Consider the following 17,455-nt stretch of genomic DNA (forward strand, 5'->3'; position numbering starts at 1 on the left):
CAGAACCAGCGGCAGTTCAGCTTCGATCTTGGTCCTCCTGAATCGTGGATTCTTGGATCTATGCTAGGACCAATCCGGCTGTGAGCATGAAGGGAGTAACCAAAGCTGACTGAAGAGAGGACACCCTCGTGTCTACCGGCCTTTGTGCATTTCCCCTGACGCCGCTTAGCGGGGACAACGTCGACGAAGCCGCCCTGGCTCGGCTGGTCAGGCGGTGCGCCGATGCCGGGGTGGACTCCATCGGTGTGTTGGGTTCGACAGGCATCTACACCTATCTGCTGCGCGAGGAACGCCGCAAAGTGGTGAAGGCAGCCGTCGAAGCCGCGCAGGGGACTCCCGTGGTGGCAGGTGTCGGCGCAATGCGCACCCGGGACGTGCTGGACTGTGTTGAAGATGCCCAGAGTGCGGGCGCCTCGGGTCTGCTGCTCGCACCGGTGTCGTATCAGCGGCTACGCGACGAAGAGGTCTACGGCCTCTACCGCGAAGTCTCGTCTGCGTCCGATCTGCCGATCGCCGTCTACGACAACCCGGCCACCACAGGGTTCACTTTCTCTGATGAACTCCACGCCCGCATCGCCGAACTTCCGGGCATCGCATCGATCAAGTTCCCGCCCCCGGCACTGGGCCAGGCCGCCGCTCGCATCGCCCGGCTTCGGGCGGCAGTTCCTGAGAGTGTTTCCTTGGGCATCAGCGGCGACTGGACCGCGGCGGAAGCCCTCCTCGCAGGGTGCGACGTTTGGTATTCAGTCATCGCCGGTCTGTTTCCCAAGGCCGCCAGGGTGATCGTTGATCTTGCCAAGACCGGGCAGACTGGCCAGACAGGCCAGACAGGCCAGGGCGACCTGGCGCTGGAAGCCTCTACCGCGCTGGAGCCCGTGTGGGCGCTCTTCCGTATGCACGGCAGCCTTCGGGTCGCTGCCACCATGGCCGAAGCGCTGGGCTTCGTGGAGGCGCCGTGCCTGCCCCGTCCGCTGCAAAGCCTGGAAGGTGAGGACCGCATCAGGGTCGAGGAAGCCCTGCGGCTCAGCGGACTGGGTGCCTGAGCAGGTACGGCATGGGTAGTCTGAACCGCGGCACCGCAGAGCAACAAACACCAGCGGAGCAACGAACACCAGCGGAGCAAGAAGCGCCGAGACAGCAGAGTGCAGAGCAGGAACAGGCGGCACTGGCCCTGGCCCGGAAAAGTGGCGGATTGGCGCGCTACGTGGCGGCCGCGACGCTGGCGCGCACTGCGGACGGCGGGGCCGTCGTCGCGATCGTACTCATGGTCACAACCAGCGGGGCGCCGGGTTGGCTTGCCGGCCTGCTCGGCGCCTGCATCACCGCCCCGCACCTGCTGGGGCCGCTGGTGGCGCGGAGCCTAGACTCTTGCCGTGACGGCCGTGTCCTGATCGCGTGGGCGTGCGTCGTGCACGGCGCCACCCTGGCGGCTGCGGTGCTGCTGTACCCGGTGATGTGGCCGGCGGTGACGGGGGTTCTGCTGGTGGCCTCGGGGCTGGTTGGCCCGCTGCTGACCGGCGGGATCAGCAGCCGCCTTCCGGCGATCGCAGGCCCGGGCCGGGTCAGCCAGCGCCGGGCCCAGGGCTGGGATGTGGCCACCTACGGAATCGGCGGGACCATCGGTCCAAGCGTCGTGGCTGCTGTCTCCGCCTGGGCCGGACCCACTGCAGCCGCGCTTATCCTGGCGGCGGGCACATTCGTGGCCGCCGGGGTCGTGCGGTTGCTGCCCTACGTTCCTCCTGCAGCCGGGACAGCCGATGTTCCGAGGCCCGTTCAGACCCTGCGGCTCATGGCTGTCACGGGCCGCCTTCGGAGGATGCTTTACCTGACCATCATGGTGGCGTTCTCCGTTGCGGCGCTTCCCATCGCGGCTGTCGCTTCCACTTCCATGTTCCACGTGCAACCGGCCGCGGCCGGCGTTCTGACGGCTGCCTACGGGCTGGGCGGCCTGGCGGGTTCGCCCGGGGTGATGTGCCGTCCGCTGCGGGGGGACGCCGATCGACTGGTGACGCGGCTCGCCGGATTGGTCGCCGCGGCACTCGCCGTCGCCGCTTTGTCCGGCTCCTTTGCACCTGCGGTCGCCGCTTACGCAGCCGCAGGGGTCATGAACTCGTACTTCTTCGCGGCGACCCTGGCCGCCCGCAGCGAATTTGCCCCGCCGCGGGTCCGTGGGCAGGTGTTTGTTTGGGTTGGTGCCCTCAAGATCGCCGCCGGGTCCGCCGGAACAGCCGCGGCCGGCGTCGTCATCACAGGGGAGCCGCAGCTGCCGCTGTTCCTTGCCGCCGCGCTCATACTGGCCGCCGCCGGGGCATCGGTCCTGGACCGCCGCACCGCCGGCGGGCCGGAGGCCGGGCGCTGAGGGGCGCCGGCTGCGCCTCGGCTGCCTCCGCAAGTTTCAGCCGGATTGATAAGGTTGCTGCCCATATCCCGGGAACGCGGTTACGATTTGAGTTCCGGGGCTTTCGGGCCCGCCCGCAGCAGCCGAAGGACACCATGACAGCCCAGAATGCTTCCCCGCCGCCACGGGCCGCCGTGGTCGTAAACCCCGCCAAGGCTGTAGGCGCCGACCTCCGCGCCTCGCTGGTCCGGCTGTGCGACAAGCAGGGCTGGGCCGAGCCGCTGTGGCTGGAAACCACCGTTGAGGACCCTGGAGTGGGCCAGGCCCGCGAGGCGCTGGAGGCGGGGGTCGACGTCGTTATTGCCGCCGGCGGCGACGGTACCGTGCGGTGCGTGGCTGAGGCGCTGGCCGGGACCGATACGCCGATGGGGATGGTGCCGCTGGGCACGGGCAACCTGCTGGCCCGCAACATGGGCGTGGATATCTCCGATCCCGTCTCCGCCGCGTACGACGTCCTGAACGGCACCGACCGCACGATTGACGTCGCCAGGAGCACCTTTGACGGGTCCGACGACGAGAACGTCTTCCTGGTCATGGCTGGCGTGGGCTACGACGCCGCGATCATGGCGGACACGGTGGACGCACTGAAGGACCGCATGGGCTGGCTCGCTTACGTTGAAGCCGGCATCCGCAAGCTGCCGGGCAAGCCCGTCAGGGCCACAGTTAAGGTGGACGACAAGCACCCCGTCAAGCGGCGGATCCGCAGTGTCATGGCCGGCAACTGCGGCCGGATCATGGGCGGCATCGAAATTTTCCCCGAGGCGAAGGTCGACGACGGCATCCTGGACCTGCTGATTTTGGCCCCCCGCGGGCACTTCGGCTGGCTGGGCGTCGCGGCAGGCATCTTCGGCCGCAAGAAGAACCAGAAGGAATCCGCCGAGTACTTCCAGGGCAAGAAAATCGAGGTGACCTTGGAGCACGAGGAAGAGTTCCAGCTCGACGGCGACCACGTGGGTACCGTCAAGCGCCTGTCCATCTGGGTGGAGCCCGGGGCGCTCAAAGTCCGGATGTAGCTACCCTCAGTCACCCAGGAGCCTGCCCCACCTTGGTGCGAGCAAGGGGGAACCGGCAAGTTTCAGGCAGTGCCACAGCGTCACGGCCACCGAATCCAGCACCGGAACGCCCGTGCCCGCCTCGATTTCCGCCGCTATGTTGGCGCCGTACAGGTTGGTGCAGAGGTAGATCAACGCATCCGGAGCATCGGCCGCGAGCTCCAGGGAACCGGGACGCATCTCATCGTCGGTGACCCGGCCGAAGGACTCGTTGTCGCTCAGGCCCAGGCAGCGGTGGCTGACAGTTTTGATGCCGTCCCGCTCATAGGACCTGATGATGGCCTCGTTGACGTCCTCCGTGTACGGCGTGAACAGCCCGATCCGCTTGGTGCCGAAGGACCGGAACGCCTCGAGGTACGCAAGCGTGGACGTCGTGGCGGGGATGCCGGTGGCGTCGGTGATTTCAAGGACGAGGTCGCGGTCGTGCCCGGATCCCAGCCACGATCCCGAGGTGCCGTTCCAGGCGATCACGTCCACGTCCGCCGTCGCCAGCAGCCTTGCGGCCTCGCGCATGACCGCCGGGTCGAACTGCCTGTCGGATGAATTGTCCAGCGCAATCCGGGTGACCGGGATCCGGGTGAAGTGGATGGTGACGTCCGTCCGGTCGCCCAGGATGCGGTAGCTCTGCGGTTCCAGGCAGGTGTTGGAGGACGGCACGATCATGCCGATCCGGGTTGGGCGGTTTGAAGAAGTCATGGCGAGCTCCTAGAGTGTCGCGGCGGACAGGCCGGCAGCGGCGGCAAGGTGTTCCCGGAACCCGTTCCGGGCCACGAAGCGGCCCACCGCGCCGGGATCGTGGAAGCCCTCCCGGTCCAGCACCACGCGGCCTGCGGAAACCACGACGGCGGGCCAGCCGGCCAGCGTGCGGCCGTCAAACGGCGAGAAATCGGTGCCCATGTGCAGCGCGCCGCCGTCCACGGTCCGCTGTTCCTCCGGATCGAAGAGCACCAGGTCGGCGTCGAAGCCCTCGGCGATGGCACCCTTGCCGGGCAGGGCATTGATGCGCGCCGGACCGGCGGAGAAGACCTCCACGAAGTCCTCCACGCCGCTGCCGGACTCAGCCATCGCCGTGAACGTGACGGGCATGCGCGTCTCCACGCCCGGGAGGCCGTGCGGCATGGCCCGGACGTCGTCGGTGCGCTCCCGCTTCTGGGTCATGTCGTAGCAGGAATGGTCCGAGGCCACGGTGTGGATGGCGCCGCTGGCCAGACGCTCCTTGAGGGCTGCCACTGTCTCCGGGCTGCGCATCGGCGGGCAGCAGGCATACCACTCCGGAAAGGCCGAGCCGTATACGGTGTCATCAAGTGTGAGGTAGTGCGGGCACGTCTCGGAATAGGCCTCCTGGCCGCGGGCCCTCGCCTCGGTGACCAGGTCGACGGCGCCCGGCGTGGACTGGTGCACGAAGTACACCGGGGCCTTCGTGTACTGGGCCATGGCCAGGGTTTCGCGGACCGAGATTTCCTCGGCCAGCTCTGGGCGCGTGCGGTGCAGGTGCTCGATGCCGATCCTGCCGTCGTCGGCGTGCTGCGCCGTGCAGTCCGCGATGATGGGGTCGTGCTCGGCGTGGATGTACGTGAGGCCGTCCAGCCGGACCATCTCGCGCATCACCTTCAGGATGGTGTCCCCGTCCGCCATGGTGGTGCCGCGGTTGGTGGTGTACATCTTCACGGAGCGGACACCCTCGGCGGCAAGCTGTTCGAGCTGCCACGGCACGGTCTCGTCCCAGCTGACCACGGACCCGTGGAGAGCCACGTCGCAGCGGGACTCCTGCGCGAGTTCCTTCTTGTGCAGGACAGCGGCCAGCGGGGTTTCCTGGGCGTCGCGGGGGATGCCGAAGTCGATGATGGTGGTGGTGCCGCCCCACAGGGCAGCGGTTGAAGTGGTCCGGTAGTCGTCCAGGGTGCGGAACCGGCCGGTCACCTGGGCCACGTGGCAGTGCCCGTCCACGCCGCCGGGGATGACCAGCTGGCCGGTGGCGTCGACGGTGCGGAGTGCGTCGGGCGCGGGTTCTGTGGCGTCAACCAGTTGGCTGATTTTGCCGTCGACCACCACGACATGGGCGTGCTGGCGGCCAAAACTGTTGACCACGGTGCCGTTGGCGATGACGAGTTCGGGAATCTGGGACATCGTCGTCCTCCTGACTGGGAAGCTGATGGGGAAGTTTGCTGGGGTTAGTTGGGTGAAGTCGGCGGGACTACTTGGCCGGCGATGCTGCGTTCGACGCCGTCTGGGCGGCGGTCAGGGCGGCGTCGAGATTTTCGGACAGGCCCTTGCGGGCCTTGACCGGCGGCGGGGCGAACGCCCCGCCGCGGTGCGGGCCGCACTGGAGCCCCACCAGAGCCTCGGCTATCCGGATGCCGGCGGAGATGCCGTCCACCACGGGGACGGGGATCTGCCCCCGCAGTTCGCGGGCCAGCCCCGCCAGGGGCGCCCCGGCGAGGATGACGACGTCGGCCCCATCCTCAGCGACGGCCTGCCGGCTGAGTGCCAGAAGGGTTTCCTTGAAGTCCTGCTGCACCGAGCCGATGGCGTTCAGGGTCTCGTTGATGGAGCGGATGGAGGCCAGCCGGCCGCCAAGGCCGAACCGCTCCACGCAGTCCAGGTACCACGGACGGATCCGGTCCGAGATGGCGATGATGGAGAACCGGTGCCCCTGCAGCGCCGCGGCGCAGAGGGCCGCCTCGGTGATGCCGACGACGGGCACGTCGGCCAGCTCCTTCAGGGCCGGCATTCCCGGGTCCCCGAAAGCGGCAACCACGACGCCGTCGATGGGGTCTTCCGCGGCAGGCTCCGCTGTGTGTTCCGCGATGATCTCGGCGACGGCGCCGGCCGCGATGAGCGACTCAAAGCGGGTTTCGATGTACTCCACGCCGTGGCCGGCCGTACGGACCACCAGGCTGGTGCCGGGGGAGGCGGAGCGCCGGGCCTCGGACTCGATCAGCGCGGTGACGTCCTCGCTGATATTCGGGTTGATGACAAGAAGCTTCATTTTTTCTTCCGGTGCAGGGCTGGTTCCGTTTTCTGGAAGTCCTCCGGGAACTGTTCGCGGTACTTGCCGATGTGTGACGCCGACTGGGCGGCGGCGCGGTCGGGGTCGCCGCTGGCGATGGCCCCGTACAGGTCCCGGTGTTCCTGGATCAGTTCCGGCAGGTCGCTGACGTGGCGGAAAAGCCAGTGCATGCGCCCCTGCAGGGGTTCCAGCGCGGATTTGAGAAAGTTGTTGTCGGCGATGCCGGTGATGGCGTCGTGGAATTCGCTGTTGGCGCGGTGCGCCTCGATGACGGCACCCTTGGCGAGGCAGCGGTCGGCCTCGTCCAACAGCCCCAACAGGTGGCCGAGGTCCTCAGCCGTGGCACGCGTGGCGGCGAGCCGGCAGGCCAGGACCTCCAGTGACTGCCGGACGTCGAAGAGGTCCTCGACGTCCTTGGCGCTGAGGGTGCTGACTTCCGCGCCGCGCGCGCCGCGGTCACTGATGAGCCCTTCCTGGCGCAGCATCCTGAGGGCCTCCCGGACGGGAAGCCTGGAGACGTTGAACTCGGTGGCCAGGTCGCGTTCCACGAGCCGGGTGCCGGGAGCGTAATGCCCTTCAAAGATCCTGGTGCGGAGCGTGTCCCGGACAGCCTCGCGGAGGGGGCGTTCCTTGTCCTGGGTCTCTTCTGCGGTAAGCATGTTGCTCCATTCGGATTCTTTGGTGGCTTTGCGCTCCCGGCGGCGGGAGCTGGGGCGTGCTGCCCAGCTTAGACAGGCAGGCGCTTGTTGTAGTTGAGCGTGAGCACGGAGACTCCCATGATGATGGCGGATCCCACGAAGTAAAGCAGCGCCCAGGTGTAGGAGCCGGTGGCGCCAACGATCAGGCCGACGGCGATCGGGGTGACGAACCCGGAGATGTTGCCGCTGAAGTTCATGGCCCCGCCGAGGACACCGGCGTTGGTGCGGCCGCCCAGGATGGACGGGATGCTCCAGAACAGGCCTACCCAGCGGAGGAAGAACATCACCACGGAGAGGAGGACGACGGCGGTGGTGGGGTCCGCAACGACGGTCACCCCGATGAGGCCGCCCACCACGACGACGCTGGAGATGCCCAGCAGCGTCCGCATGACGCGGTTGGCGGAGGCGCCGGACGCGCGCCACTTGTCTGCGATGGTGCCGCCCAGGATCTCCCCGACGAAGCCGGCCCCGAAGATCACGAAGGTGGACCAGCCAATGGTTTTCAGATCGAAGCCCTTGGCCTGGGCGAGGTACAGCGGGCCCCAGGTGAGCAGGCCGTAGAACACGCCGTTGAAGCCCAGCCAGCCGAAGCACATGGCCCAGAAGGAGCGGTACTTCAGGTAGGGAAGCAGGGCGCGCTTGCCCTTGCTGCCGTCGAGCTCGGCTTCGGCGTCCTCGGCGGCGTGCGAGGCTTCGATGTACTCTGCCTCGGCCGTGTTGACGCCGCGATGCTGGCGGGGATTGTCGCGGACATACCACCAGACGGCCAGGCCCATGAGGACGGTGGCAGCGCCGGCGATGACGAACGACGTGCGCCAGCTGCCGGTGGAGGCAATGAGCCCGGCGATGAGGAGGCCGCCGAGCCCGGCGCCGAGGGGAGCGCCGGCGTCCAGGATGGTGGCGCCGCGGCCACGCTCCGACTTGTGCATCCAGATGGCGTTCAGCTTGCCGCCGGCCGGCATGACGCCGGCCTCGGTGACGCCGATGCCCAGCCGGGCGATGAACATGCTGAGGAAGCCGCCGGCCATGCCGGAGGCGGCGGTGGCGGCGCCCCAGCCCACGCAGGAGGCGGTCATGACCTTGCGCGGACCGAACTTGTCGATCAGCAAACCGACCGGGATTTGCATCAGGGCGTAGGTCCAGAAGAACGCGGAGAGCAGGAGGCCCACGAGCTCCGGGGCCAGGTTGAATTCCTTTTGGATGATGGGCAGCGCCACGGAGATGGAACCGCGGTCGATGTAGTTGACGGCGACCAGGACGAGCAGCAGCAGGAACAGCTTCCAGCGGACGTTGGTGCGCCGTTGCACGCCGTCCTTGCCGGGCTTGGTGCTGCGGGATTCCGGGGATTGGGCCTGGGTTGTCACTGCTTCAGTATCTGGGAGAGACACAGCTTCTCCTTTGTGGGAAGGGTGCGGACGTGGGATGGGGGATGAAGTGGGGCGGTGCGGCCGCGGTTCGGCGGGAATCTTTGGGCCGGCGCTGTTGAGTTTGCGTCAGCGGAATGGTCCTGCCTTTTGGGATCCCGATTTGGGATCCCAAATTCAAGATAGGTGTGGCGTGGGACACTGTCAAGGGTTGTCGGGGAAGATGGCCGTGGCCCGCGAAAAAACGAATTGTGACTGAGGCACGGAAAGGGAGAGCCGAATGAAGACGGTCCGACTTGGAAACTCCGGGCTGGAAATCAGCGGAGTTGTCCTGGGCATGATGAGTTACGGCGATCCGGAGAAGGGATCGCACGGGTGGAGCGTGGGACTCGATGAAGCCAGGCCTTTCGTACGGCGCGCCTACGAGGCGGGGATCACCACCTTCGATACAGCAAATGTGTACTCGGCCGGCTCGAGCGAGGAGATTACCGGCACCCTGCTCAAGGAACTGGTCCCCCGTGAGGAGGTCCAGATCGCCACTAAGGTCCATGGCCGGATGCGCCAGGCCCGCAACGGGGCGGGCCTCAGCCGGGCCGCGATCATGCATGAGATCGACGCGTCCCTCACCCGGCTTGGCACCGACTACGTCGACCTATACCAGATCCACCGCTATGACCCGGTGACCCCGGTCGAGGAGACGATGGAGGCCCTGCACGACGTCGTGAAGGCGGGAAAGGCGCGGTACATCGGAGCGTCAAGCATGTGGGCCTGGCAATTCGCCCGAATGCAGCATGTGGCGGAGCTGCATGGCTGGACCAGGTTCGTGTCCATGCAGGACCAGTACAACCTCCTCGAGCGGGAGGAGGAACGCGAAATGCACCCGTTCTGCCAGGCCACGGGTGTGGGCGTCATCCCCTGGAGCCCGCTGGCGCGGGGAAACCTGACCCGGCCGTGGGGTGCTGCCGGGTCCGGGACACGGCAGGACACGGACGAGTTCGGCAAGGGGCTGTACAAGCAGGACGAGGACGCGAACAGGGCCATCGTTGACGCAGTCGCCGCCGTGGCGGACGATCGTGGCGTGCCAATGGCGCAAATCGCTTTGGCCTGGAGCGCGGGCAAGTCCGCCGTCACCGCCCCCATCATTGGGGCGACGAAGGAACGCCATATCGACGACGCCGCTGCCGCCGTCGGGCTTTCACTGACCGAGTCGGAGGTCCGGCGCCTCGAAGAGAGCTACACGCCCCGCAACCCCTCCGGGTTCTGACCGACCCGCAGGGGCTCCCGGTGCGCCAGGATTTCGGCGAGCTCCGCGAGCCGGTGGGCGCGGGCCGACTCGGCGGGCGTGAACGGCTCGCCGGGACGGAAAAAGGTGATGGGTCCGTGCCAGGCGGTCGGGATCTTCAGGATGGTGCCGGCGTCGTTCGTTTCCGTGCCGTTCGCTAGGGCGTGGCGGGCTGACTCGCTGCCGGGGTCGAGGATTCGGGCGGACAGCAGTTCCGCCACGGCCAGCGGCAGTTCCCCGGGAGTGGCCGCGATCCGGGCGGCCAGGCTCAGGGCCCTGGTCTGTCCGTCGGCCATGGCCAAGGCGGTGGTGGGCCAGACCTGCGAGCTCCGTCCGCCGCCGTCCGTCAGGGCCTCCAGCAGCTGGCGCTCGCTGACCTCGCCGGGGGCGGAGATCACGAATTCGTCCATCACGCCGCCCCGAACCGGATGGACGTGGATGCCCAGGATGTTGGTGTCCAGCAGCGCCAGGGACCTGGTGATCCGCTTGAGGGAGCCGGGCTCGTCGCGGAGCACGGTCCGGGCTCGCCACAGCGCAGGTGCCGTGCCAAGGCGCCGGCGGTGACGCAGCGCGGGTGCGTGGAGCCACCGCCGCAGGATCCGCGCGGCGGACGGCTCGGCCACCCAGATGACCAGGACGGTGGCCGTCAGCGTCAGGACCAGCACCTTGGCCAGATAAGGCAGATGCGTCTGCACCACCAGCGCGTGCACCAGCAGTTCGATCGGGAGCATGACAGCGACATTGGCCACCGTGAGGCGCGTCTTGGTGGGCTCAGGCATCTGCCCGCAGACCTCGCAGCTCAGTTCGGCCGCTGGGGTGTCCGGCACGTGGTGGTTCGGCTTGTGTTGGTTCCGCGGACGGGGCTTCGGCGAGGCGAGGCTGGGTTTGGGGGGCTTCATGCTCCCAGCCTGCCCGGCCGCTGTTACGGGGGGATTGCCCCCGCGTTCCGATCCCGCGAACCATCCCGAGACGCCCGGAGTTTTTGTACAGATAATGGCCTCTGAGGGTTTTTTGCGCCCAATATCTGTAGAAAAACTCGCGCCATGGTCCGGGGCTTGGCCTCCCCGTTTCCGGGGCTATGGCCAGCCCCCGGCCCGGTCCCTACACTGAAAAGACCAGCGTGCGGAGCTCCCGTACAGCGGCCTGCTCGCACGGAAAAGTCGACTCTTAGAGAGCACCGTAATGCCCATCAGCATCAGTTCAGGCCATACCCGCCGCCGTGCCGCCGCAGGGTTTCTCGCCCTCGCCGCGCTCCTGGTCCCCGCACCCGTCGCCTCCGCCGGAGAGGCCCGATCGGACGACGTCGCCCCCGTCATCCTGCTGGACGGGGCCAAGGGTGCCGAGGGCATCGCGGCCGCCGGCAGCACCAAATTCTTCGCCGGCGACCTCGTCACCGGGGACATCTACCGTGGCGACATCCGCAAGGACAAAGCCACTAAGTTCATCGATGCGCCCGCGGGCAGGATGGCCGTGGGCATGAAGGCAGACCGGCGTAACGATCTGCTGTTCGTGGCCGGCGGCCCCACCGGCCAGGCCTATGTGTACGACACCGACACAGGAAAGACGGTCAAGACCTACCAGCTGACCAAGAAGGAAGCCTTCATCAATGACGTGGCGCTCACGGACCACGGAGCCTGGTTCACCAACTCGCGGCGGGGTGAGCTGTACTTCATTCCGGTGGACGACGACGGTGACCTCGGCAGCGTCCGCACGCTGACGCTGAAGGGCCCCGCGGCGGATACCAGCAAGCAGTTCAACCTCAACGGCATCGCCTACTCACGCGACGCCGGCCGTCTGGTGGTGGCGCACACGGGCAACCAGGCGCTGTACACGGTCAGCCCGCGGAGCGGAGCCAGCACAGCGATCAAGGGCGTGAAAGTACCCAACGTCGACGGCATCCTGGTCAAGGGAGACACCGTCTGGGCCGTCCAAAACATGTCCAACCAGATCAGCAGGCTCCGGGCGAACTTCCACGATTCAACCGCAAAGCTGCGGGAAGTCATCAAGAGCCCGAACTTCAACATTCCGACGACGGCCGCCCTCTTCGATGACACCCTCGCCGCCGTCAACGCCAAGTTTGGAGTGCCGAACGCCAAGACCTTCGAAGTGGTCACCGTAAACGCACGCACCAACGCCACCAAGTAGTCCCAGCCAGTAGGCCCGACTGGGGAGACGAACACAACAAGACAGCAGGCGGCCTCCACGGGAAGGCGGGGGCCGCACCCCGTTAAGCTGGTAAGCGGACGCCAGTGCCGCCGTCGTCAGTTCCAAACTGCAACGAAAGGCGCGAATCCCCCGTGAAGCTGCTGGTCGAGATGTTCACCCTTGCCCCGGCAAACAAGGATCATCACGTCGCCGTGCGGTGCGCCGTGGGCGTCTTCGTGCCGCTGATCACCCTGGTGCTCCTGGGCCGCCTGGACCTGGCGATCTTTGCCTCCTTCGGCGCATTCACCGGCATCTACGGCCGCGGCGAGCTGCACCGCAAGCGGTTCTTCATCCAGGTCCGGGCGGGTGCGCTCATGCTGGTGGTGATACTGCTGGCCACGCTGACCGCCCGGGTCGTGCATGCCGGCGGCCTGTCCCAGGCGGCGAGCATCTGGCTGCAGGTGCTGGCCACCACCCTCGTGGCCGGCGGCTGCTCACTGGTGATCGCCCGGTGGCGGCACCGGCCGGCAGGCTCGCTGTTCCACATCTTCGCCTTCGCGGCGATCGCGTCCATCCCCAACCAGCCGCCGTTGTGGCAGTGCATGCTGGTATCCGCCCTGACCACGCTCTTTTGCCTGGCCGTCGGGCTGTCCTCCCGGGTGCTGCGGAGCCACCGGACGCCGTGGGAAATGCCCCCGCCCGTCCGCCTTGCCGCGGAAGAGAAGCGGGCGGCCGGGCTTGAGGCGCTGGGCTACCTCGTGGCAGCGGGGCTCGCAGGCACCACTGCCACCCTCGTAGGCCAGCTGCTCGGCTTCGGGCACAACTATTGGGCCATGGTGGCGGCCGTGGTTCCGCTGGTGGGACGCACCACGCGGCACCGCATCGCCCGCGGCGTCCAGAGGATCATCGGCACGGTGCTGGGCCTCATTCTCCTCGCGGGCATCCTGCTGCTGCAGCCCGTGCCGTGGCAGACGGTCCTGGTGATCGCCATCTGCCAGTTCGGCGCCGAACTCTTCATCGCCCGGAACTACGTGCTGGCCCAGGTCTTCGTGACGCCGCTGGCGCTGACCTCCACGCTGCTCGTGTCCCCGGCAGCACCCGGCATCCTTCTCCGGGACCGGATCGTGGAAACGGTGATCGGCGCCACCGTTGGAATCGCCGTGGTGCTGGCCCCCGCCGTGTGGTCCCGGGTTTCGCGGCGGACCTCTGCGGAAGTGCGGGCGCGGTAGGGCGCTATTCGGCCACGGTTTACTCAGCCACCAGGAGCGCCTGGGGCGCGGCCTGTTTCATCCTGGTCTGCAGCCACCTGATCTCCAGCTCAGAGTCACCCTCACACTGCTCCACCACGCCCTGGAGTTCCGTGTCGCGCGCCCCCTTCGCGGCCTGCCCCACCATCATCCACGTGACATCGATGTGATTGACCAGCACGTACAGGTCCTGCAGGTCCAGCATCAGAGCCAGCGGGCCGGACCGGACCTCCGTCATGCCGTTGGCCGTCAGCCGATGCTCCTCCTCGCCCTCGATGTCCTCGCCGTAGCGGTCGATGACAGGCTTCAGCGCCTCCCGGTGCGCGTCGCACTTCTTGGCGAACGTCTGCAGGATGAAGTGCACGTCGGGTTCGTCGCCGTGGCCGTCCGCCACCACCCGGAACGACGACGCGAGCGTGGCCTCCGCCTCGTCCAGCAGGCCGATGTAGACGGGGAGTTTCATCGCTGGGCTCCTGTTGCGCGGCGGGAAGCGGTGGTGTCCGGGGCCTTCGACGGGCCGTCGCCGGTGCGCAGCTTTTCCACCCGGACGGCCGCGTTTTTGAACAGCGGCTGCTTGGACACGGGATCCCATTCGGTGATGGTGAGTTCATTCGCCGCACGGTGCGGCCCGCCGTCGGACGTGTCCCAATACCCGTAGTGGAACGGCGCGAAAACGGTGCCCGGCCGGATGTCCCCGACGCGCACCGGAACTTCCAGGCTGCCGCGGCGGGACGTCACCCGGGCGATGTCCCCTTCCTGGCAGCCGGCGCGGGCGGCGTCCTCGACGGACATTTCGATCCACGGCTCCGGCGCAGCGCCGTTGAGCCGGCGGCTGCGGCCGGTCTTGGTCCGCGTGTGGAAGTGGTAGGCCGTCCTGCCGGTGGTGTAACGCAGCGGGTACTCGGCGTCCGGTTCCTCGTGCGGCGGGGTGTAGTCGAGGGCCTTGAGCCAGGCCTTCCCGGGCTGCACCGTTGCCTTGTACTCGGTTTCGCCCGTGGTTGCGCCGGTGAGGAGGTCGTGGCCGAAGGACTCGCAGTATTCCGGTGCGGTGGGGAACCCGCCGTCGGTGTACAGCCGTTCGGTGCCGGTGGAATGCTCCGTGCCGGCGGGCTGATCATCGGTGCACGGCCACTGGATGCCGCTGCCGCCCCTGAGTTTGTCGTAGCTGAGACCTGTGTAGTCGCATGGCCGGCCGCGCGAGCATTCCTTCCACGCCTCGAAGCCGTCCTCCGGGCCGGACCAGTCCAGCAGCGGCCGCCCGTCCTTGTCAGTGAACCCCATCCGGCGGGCATAATCGAGGAACACGTCCAGATCGCTCCGTGCCTCGCCTGGCGGGTCGACGGCCTTCTCGGACAGGTGGACGGTCCGGTCAGCGTTGGTAAAGGTGCCGGTCTTCTCGCCCCAGGCAGCGCAGGGGAGGACCACGTCGGCATACTGCGCCGTTTCGGTGAGGTAGATGTCCTGCACCACCAGGAACAGGCTCTCCTGATCCAGGATGTGCCGGATGCGTTCGAGCTGTGGCATGGAAACGGCCGGGTTCGTGGCGGAAATCCACAGCAGCTCGATGGAACCCTGTTCAACGTAGCGGAAGATCTGCAGGGCGTGCGTCGGCGGCGCCCAGTCCGGGATGATGGCGGGGTCCACGTTCCATAGCCGGGCCAGGTCCTGCACGTGCTGTGGGTTCTCCCAGTTACGGAAGCCCGGCAGGTCGCCGTCGGCCCCGCATTCCCTGTTGTTCTGGGCGGTGGGCTGGCCGTTCATCTGCAGCAGGCCGCAGCCGGGCCTGCCCAGCATGCCGCGGAGCAGGTGCAGGTTGTTGACCTGGCACGCGGACGCCGTCGCGTGGGCCGACTGGTAGAAGCCCTGCAGGACCGTGGAAAGGATCTTTTCTCCGGTGCCGAAGATCTCCGCGGCCCGCCGCACGTCGGCAGCCTGCACGCCACAGGTTTCCGCCACTTTCTCCGGGGTCCACGGCTCCACCACACTGCGCAGCTGGTCCACGTTGGCGGTGTGTTCGGCGATGTAGTCCTCATCGATCCAGCCGTTGGCGAAAAGCTCGCGGACCAGGCCGTTCATCAGCGCCAGGTTGGTGCCCGGATGAACCGGCAGGTGCACGTCGGCACGGCGGGCCACCTCCGTGTCGCGCGGGTCGACGCACACGAGCTTTGGCGGGTTGGGCCCCTCCAACCGGTCAAGCACGCGCGCCCACAGGACCGTCTGCGTCTCGGCCATGTTGTGGCCGTAGAGGAAGATGGCGCTGCACTCATCGACGTCGGCATAGCTGCCCGGCTGGCCGTCGGCACCGAAGGACTCTTTCAGCGAGGCCGCGGCAGTGGCGGTGCACAGCCGCGTGTTGCCGTCCATGTGCGGCGTACCGATCCCGGCCTTGCCGAGGATGCCCAGCGCGTAGTACTCCTCCAGGAACAACTGCCCGCTGGTGTAGAAGCCGTGGCTGAGCGGGCCCTTGCTGGCCAGCAGCTCCTTGCTCCGCTCCACGATGCGGCCCATGGCGGTGTCCCAATCGGTTTCCACCAGCCGGCCGTCCACCCTGATCAGCGGGCGCGTCAGGCGGTCCCGGTGCTGCTCGCCCTGCCAGCTGCCGTAGAGGCCCTTGGGCCCCAGCCGGCCGCGGTTCACCCTGTCCTGCGCGCGGCCGCGGATGCCCACCATTTTCCCGTCCTTGACGGCAATGTCGCAGCCGCAGCCGTTGCTGCACAGGACGCAGGCTGACTGCACCCAGCGGTCCACGTCGCCGTCGGTCAGCCCCTCGGCCAGGACCTGGTCCACGCGCCCGGGCCAGGCCTGGCCGCTTCCATGCGGTGTCCGCTCACCCCAGATGTCTGCGATCCGGTCCGTCATGGGGTCAGCCTCCAAGGATGGTAAGTGAACTTACTGCCCTTAGGTTACCCGCCGCCGTCACCAGCGGAAGGGCTAAGTCATGAGCGTTCGACGGCGGCCTCCCGGCCCGGTGCCGCGGCGATCGCATGGGGCACGCCCACCAGGGCGACGACCGCAAAGACGGCGGCGGCCGCGAACACGTAGAAGCCCCACGGGTAGGCGATGCCGGCGGCCACGAGCGTTCCGGTGACGGCCGGGCCCATGATTGCGCCGAACCTGCCCACGCCGGCAGCGAAGCCGAGGGCGGTGCCGCGGAGCCGGGCCGGAAACAGTTGGCTGACCCAGGCGTAGACCAGGACCTGCGAGCTGAAAACGAAGACGCCGGTCACGAACACGGCCGCGTTGAGCAGCAGCTCGCTTTGCACCTTGATGCTGAGGACGGCAAGGAAGACGGCGGAAAGCCCGAACCACAGCAGGACAATCTTCTTCGTCCCGTGCTTGTCCGCCAAGATTCCGGCCACCACGAGGCCCGCGACGGCGCCGACATTCAGGACCAGCAGCAGCACCAGGCCCGCGCTGACGGTGTACCCGGCGGAGGCCATGAGCTGCGGCAGCCAGGTGTTCAGGCCGTACACCAGCAGGAGGCCCATGAAGGAAGCAACCGCGATGCCGAGGGCGACGAAGGGGTAAGGCTTGCGGATGAGGTCGCGGAAGCCGGCCTGGGGTGCTTCGGCCCGCGGCGTGGCGGCGGGCCGGGCGTCGCGGCTCCGGGTTTCTGCCCCTGCTGCCGCTGTTTCCTGCTCCGCCGCATGCGCAGCCGGCAGGGTTTCCGGCAGCCGGAACCACAGGAGCGGGACCAAGGCGAAACCGGCCACGCCGCCAACGATGAACATGATGCGCCAGTCGGGCACCACCAGAAGGGCCAGGAACGCGGTGGCGACGGCGCCCACGTGGTACCCGGTCATGGTCCTGGTGGTGGACTTGCCGGCGGTGCCGGCCGGGGCGTAGTCATTCATGTAGGCCAGTGCGGCGGGAAGGCAGGCGCCCAAACCCAGCCCGGCGAGGAGGCGGAAGATGCCGAAAACGGCCACGTTCGGCGCAAAGACCACCGCGATCGTGAAGAGGGAAAACCACGCCACGCAGGCCACGAGGAGGCGGCGCCGTCCCAGCCGGTCGGAAAGCGGTGCGATGAAAAGCGCCCCGATGCCCACGCCCACCAGTGAAATGGTGGCTGCGTAGGTGGCCCCGATGGCATCGAAGCCCAGCTCGTGGGTCTTAATCAGGGTCGGTATGACGGTGCCCAGCACCACCAGGTCGAATCCGTCCAGCACCATGGCCAGCCAGCAAAGCCAGACGGGCCACTGGGAGCGGCGGGCAACAGAGAGCGTTGACATGGGAACCTCATCGTCCGGGTAGAAGCT

The 17,455-nt window shown here is 67.7% G+C and carries 15 protein-coding genes; 6 read left to right on the plus strand and 9 right to left on the minus strand.

Features of this window, described 5'->3' with window-relative positions; all coding sequences use genetic code 11:
- The first annotated feature begins 128 nt into the window (after positions 1–128).
- From J7I85_RS12060 to J7I85_RS12070, 3 genes are all read left to right on the plus strand, one after another.
- Complete coding sequence (locus J7I85_RS12060) at positions 129–1,043, plus strand: dihydrodipicolinate synthase family protein (protein ID WP_214851990.1); 915 nt, start codon at positions 129–131, stop codon at positions 1,041–1,043.
- Positions 1,044–1,054: 11 nt separating this feature from the next.
- Entirely contained in the window at positions 1,055–2,359 is a 1,305-nt protein-coding gene (locus J7I85_RS12065) for an MFS transporter (RefSeq protein ID WP_214851991.1), read from the plus strand.
- Between the two features lie 134 nt (positions 2,360–2,493).
- The gene (locus tag J7I85_RS12070; RefSeq protein ID WP_214851992.1) at positions 2,494–3,411 is read left to right on the plus strand and encodes a diacylglycerol kinase family protein; all 918 of its coding nucleotides are present in this window, start codon (positions 2,494–2,496) and stop codon (positions 3,409–3,411) included.
- A 6-nt stretch (positions 3,412–3,417) separates the two neighbouring features.
- On the opposite strand, the gene J7I85_RS12075 is transcribed toward J7I85_RS12070, so the two are convergent.
- From J7I85_RS12075 to J7I85_RS12095, 5 genes are all read right to left on the minus strand, one after another.
- Positions 3,418–4,146 carry an aspartate/glutamate racemase family protein gene (locus J7I85_RS12075; protein WP_214851993.1) on the minus strand — a complete coding sequence of 243 codons (729 nt, stop codon included), beginning with the start codon at positions 4,144–4,146 and terminating at the stop codon, positions 3,418–3,420.
- 9 nt (positions 4,147–4,155) lie between these two features.
- Positions 4,156–5,577 carry an amidohydrolase family protein gene (locus tag J7I85_RS12080; RefSeq protein WP_214851994.1) on the minus strand — a complete coding sequence of 474 codons (1,422 nt, stop codon included), beginning with the start codon at positions 5,575–5,577 and terminating at the stop codon, positions 4,156–4,158.
- Positions 5,578–5,644: 67 nt separating this feature from the next.
- Entirely contained in the window at positions 5,645–6,439 is a 795-nt protein-coding gene (locus tag J7I85_RS12085; protein ID WP_214851995.1) for an aspartate/glutamate racemase family protein, read from the minus strand.
- Entirely contained in the window at positions 6,436–7,119 is a 684-nt protein-coding gene (locus J7I85_RS12090; protein ID WP_214851996.1) for a GntR family transcriptional regulator, read from the minus strand. The genes J7I85_RS12085 and J7I85_RS12090 overlap by 4 nt, the downstream gene beginning before the upstream one ends.
- Before the next feature lie 68 nt (positions 7,120–7,187).
- Positions 7,188–8,546 carry an MFS transporter gene (locus J7I85_RS12095; RefSeq protein ID WP_214851997.1) on the minus strand — a complete coding sequence of 453 codons (1,359 nt, stop codon included), beginning with the start codon at positions 8,544–8,546 and terminating at the stop codon, positions 7,188–7,190.
- Positions 8,547–8,802: 256 nt separating this feature from the next.
- Between J7I85_RS12095 and J7I85_RS12100 the strand changes: the two genes are divergently transcribed.
- Entirely contained in the window at positions 8,803–9,786 is a 984-nt protein-coding gene (locus tag J7I85_RS12100) for an aldo/keto reductase (protein ID WP_214851998.1), read from the plus strand.
- Here J7I85_RS12100 and J7I85_RS12105 read toward each other — a convergent pair.
- Positions 9,756–10,583, minus strand: a complete 828-nt coding sequence (locus tag J7I85_RS12105) for an amino acid-binding protein (RefSeq protein ID WP_214852142.1) — start codon at positions 10,581–10,583, stop codon at positions 9,756–9,758. The genes J7I85_RS12100 and J7I85_RS12105 overlap by 31 nt on opposite strands.
- 403 nt (positions 10,584–10,986) lie before the next feature.
- On the opposite strand from J7I85_RS12105, the gene J7I85_RS12110 reads away from it, so the two are divergent.
- Together J7I85_RS12110 and J7I85_RS12115 are read left to right on the plus strand one after the other, a co-directional pair.
- A complete protein-coding gene (locus J7I85_RS12110) occupies positions 10,987–11,949 on the plus strand; it encodes a hypothetical protein (protein WP_214851999.1) in 963 nt (320 codons plus the stop codon).
- 152 nt (positions 11,950–12,101) lie between these two features.
- On the plus strand, positions 12,102–13,178 hold the full coding sequence (locus tag J7I85_RS12115) for an FUSC family protein (RefSeq protein ID WP_214852000.1): 1,077 nt from the start codon (positions 12,102–12,104) through the stop codon (positions 13,176–13,178).
- A gap of 19 nt (positions 13,179–13,197) precedes the next feature.
- Here J7I85_RS12115 and J7I85_RS12120 read toward each other — a convergent pair whose 3' ends face one another.
- From J7I85_RS12120 to J7I85_RS12130, 3 genes are all read right to left on the minus strand, one after another.
- Positions 13,198–13,659 carry a hypothetical protein gene (locus J7I85_RS12120; RefSeq protein WP_214852001.1) on the minus strand — a complete coding sequence of 154 codons (462 nt, stop codon included), beginning with the start codon at positions 13,657–13,659 and terminating at the stop codon, positions 13,198–13,200.
- A complete protein-coding gene (locus J7I85_RS12125; RefSeq protein WP_214852002.1) occupies positions 13,656–16,055 on the minus strand; it encodes a molybdopterin oxidoreductase family protein in 2,400 nt (799 codons plus the stop codon). The genes J7I85_RS12120 and J7I85_RS12125 overlap by 4 nt, the downstream gene beginning before the upstream one ends.
- A gap of 77 nt (positions 16,056–16,132) precedes the next feature.
- Entirely contained in the window at positions 16,133–17,428 is a 1,296-nt protein-coding gene (locus J7I85_RS12130; protein WP_214852003.1) for an aromatic acid/H+ symport family MFS transporter, read from the minus strand.
- Positions 17,429–17,455 lie beyond the last annotated feature (27 nt).

Origin of the sequence: Arthrobacter sp. ISL-65, assembly GCF_018613795.1 — a bacterium.
GTDB lineage: Bacteria > Actinomycetota > Actinomycetes > Actinomycetales > Micrococcaceae > Arthrobacter.

Bases quoted from the DNA above. Each gene is read 5' to 3' on its own strand.
- J7I85_RS12065 (WP_214851991.1), top strand. From the start codon at position 1,055: ATGGGTAGTCTGAACCGCGGCACCGCAGAGCAACAAACACCAGCGGAG.
- J7I85_RS12070 (WP_214851992.1), top strand. From the start codon at position 2,494: ATGACAGCCCAGAATGCTTCCCCGCCGCCACGGGCCGCCGTGGTCGTA.
- J7I85_RS12075 (WP_214851993.1), bottom strand. From the start codon at position 4,146: ATGACTTCTTCAAACCGCCCAACCCGGATCGGCATGATCGTGCCGTCC.
- J7I85_RS12080 (WP_214851994.1), bottom strand. From the start codon at position 5,577: ATGTCCCAGATTCCCGAACTCGTCATCGCCAACGGCACCGTGGTCAAC.
- J7I85_RS12085 (WP_214851995.1), bottom strand. From the start codon at position 6,439: ATGAAGCTTCTTGTCATCAACCCGAATATCAGCGAGGACGTCACCGCG.
- J7I85_RS12090 (WP_214851996.1), bottom strand. From the start codon at position 7,119: ATGCTTACCGCAGAAGAGACCCAGGACAAGGAACGCCCCCTCCGCGAG.
- J7I85_RS12100 (WP_214851998.1), top strand. From the start codon at position 8,803: ATGAAGACGGTCCGACTTGGAAACTCCGGGCTGGAAATCAGCGGAGTT.
- J7I85_RS12105 (WP_214852142.1), bottom strand. From the start codon at position 10,583: ATGCCTGAGCCCACCAAGACGCGCCTCACGGTGGCCAATGTCGCTGTC.
- J7I85_RS12110 (WP_214851999.1), top strand. From the start codon at position 10,987: ATGCCCATCAGCATCAGTTCAGGCCATACCCGCCGCCGTGCCGCCGCA.
- J7I85_RS12120 (WP_214852001.1), bottom strand. From the start codon at position 13,659: ATGAAACTCCCCGTCTACATCGGCCTGCTGGACGAGGCGGAGGCCACG.
- J7I85_RS12125 (WP_214852002.1), bottom strand. From the start codon at position 16,055: ATGACGGACCGGATCGCAGACATCTGGGGTGAGCGGACACCGCATGGA.
- J7I85_RS12130 (WP_214852003.1), bottom strand. From the start codon at position 17,428: ATGTCAACGCTCTCTGTTGCCCGCCGCTCCCAGTGGCCCGTCTGGCTT.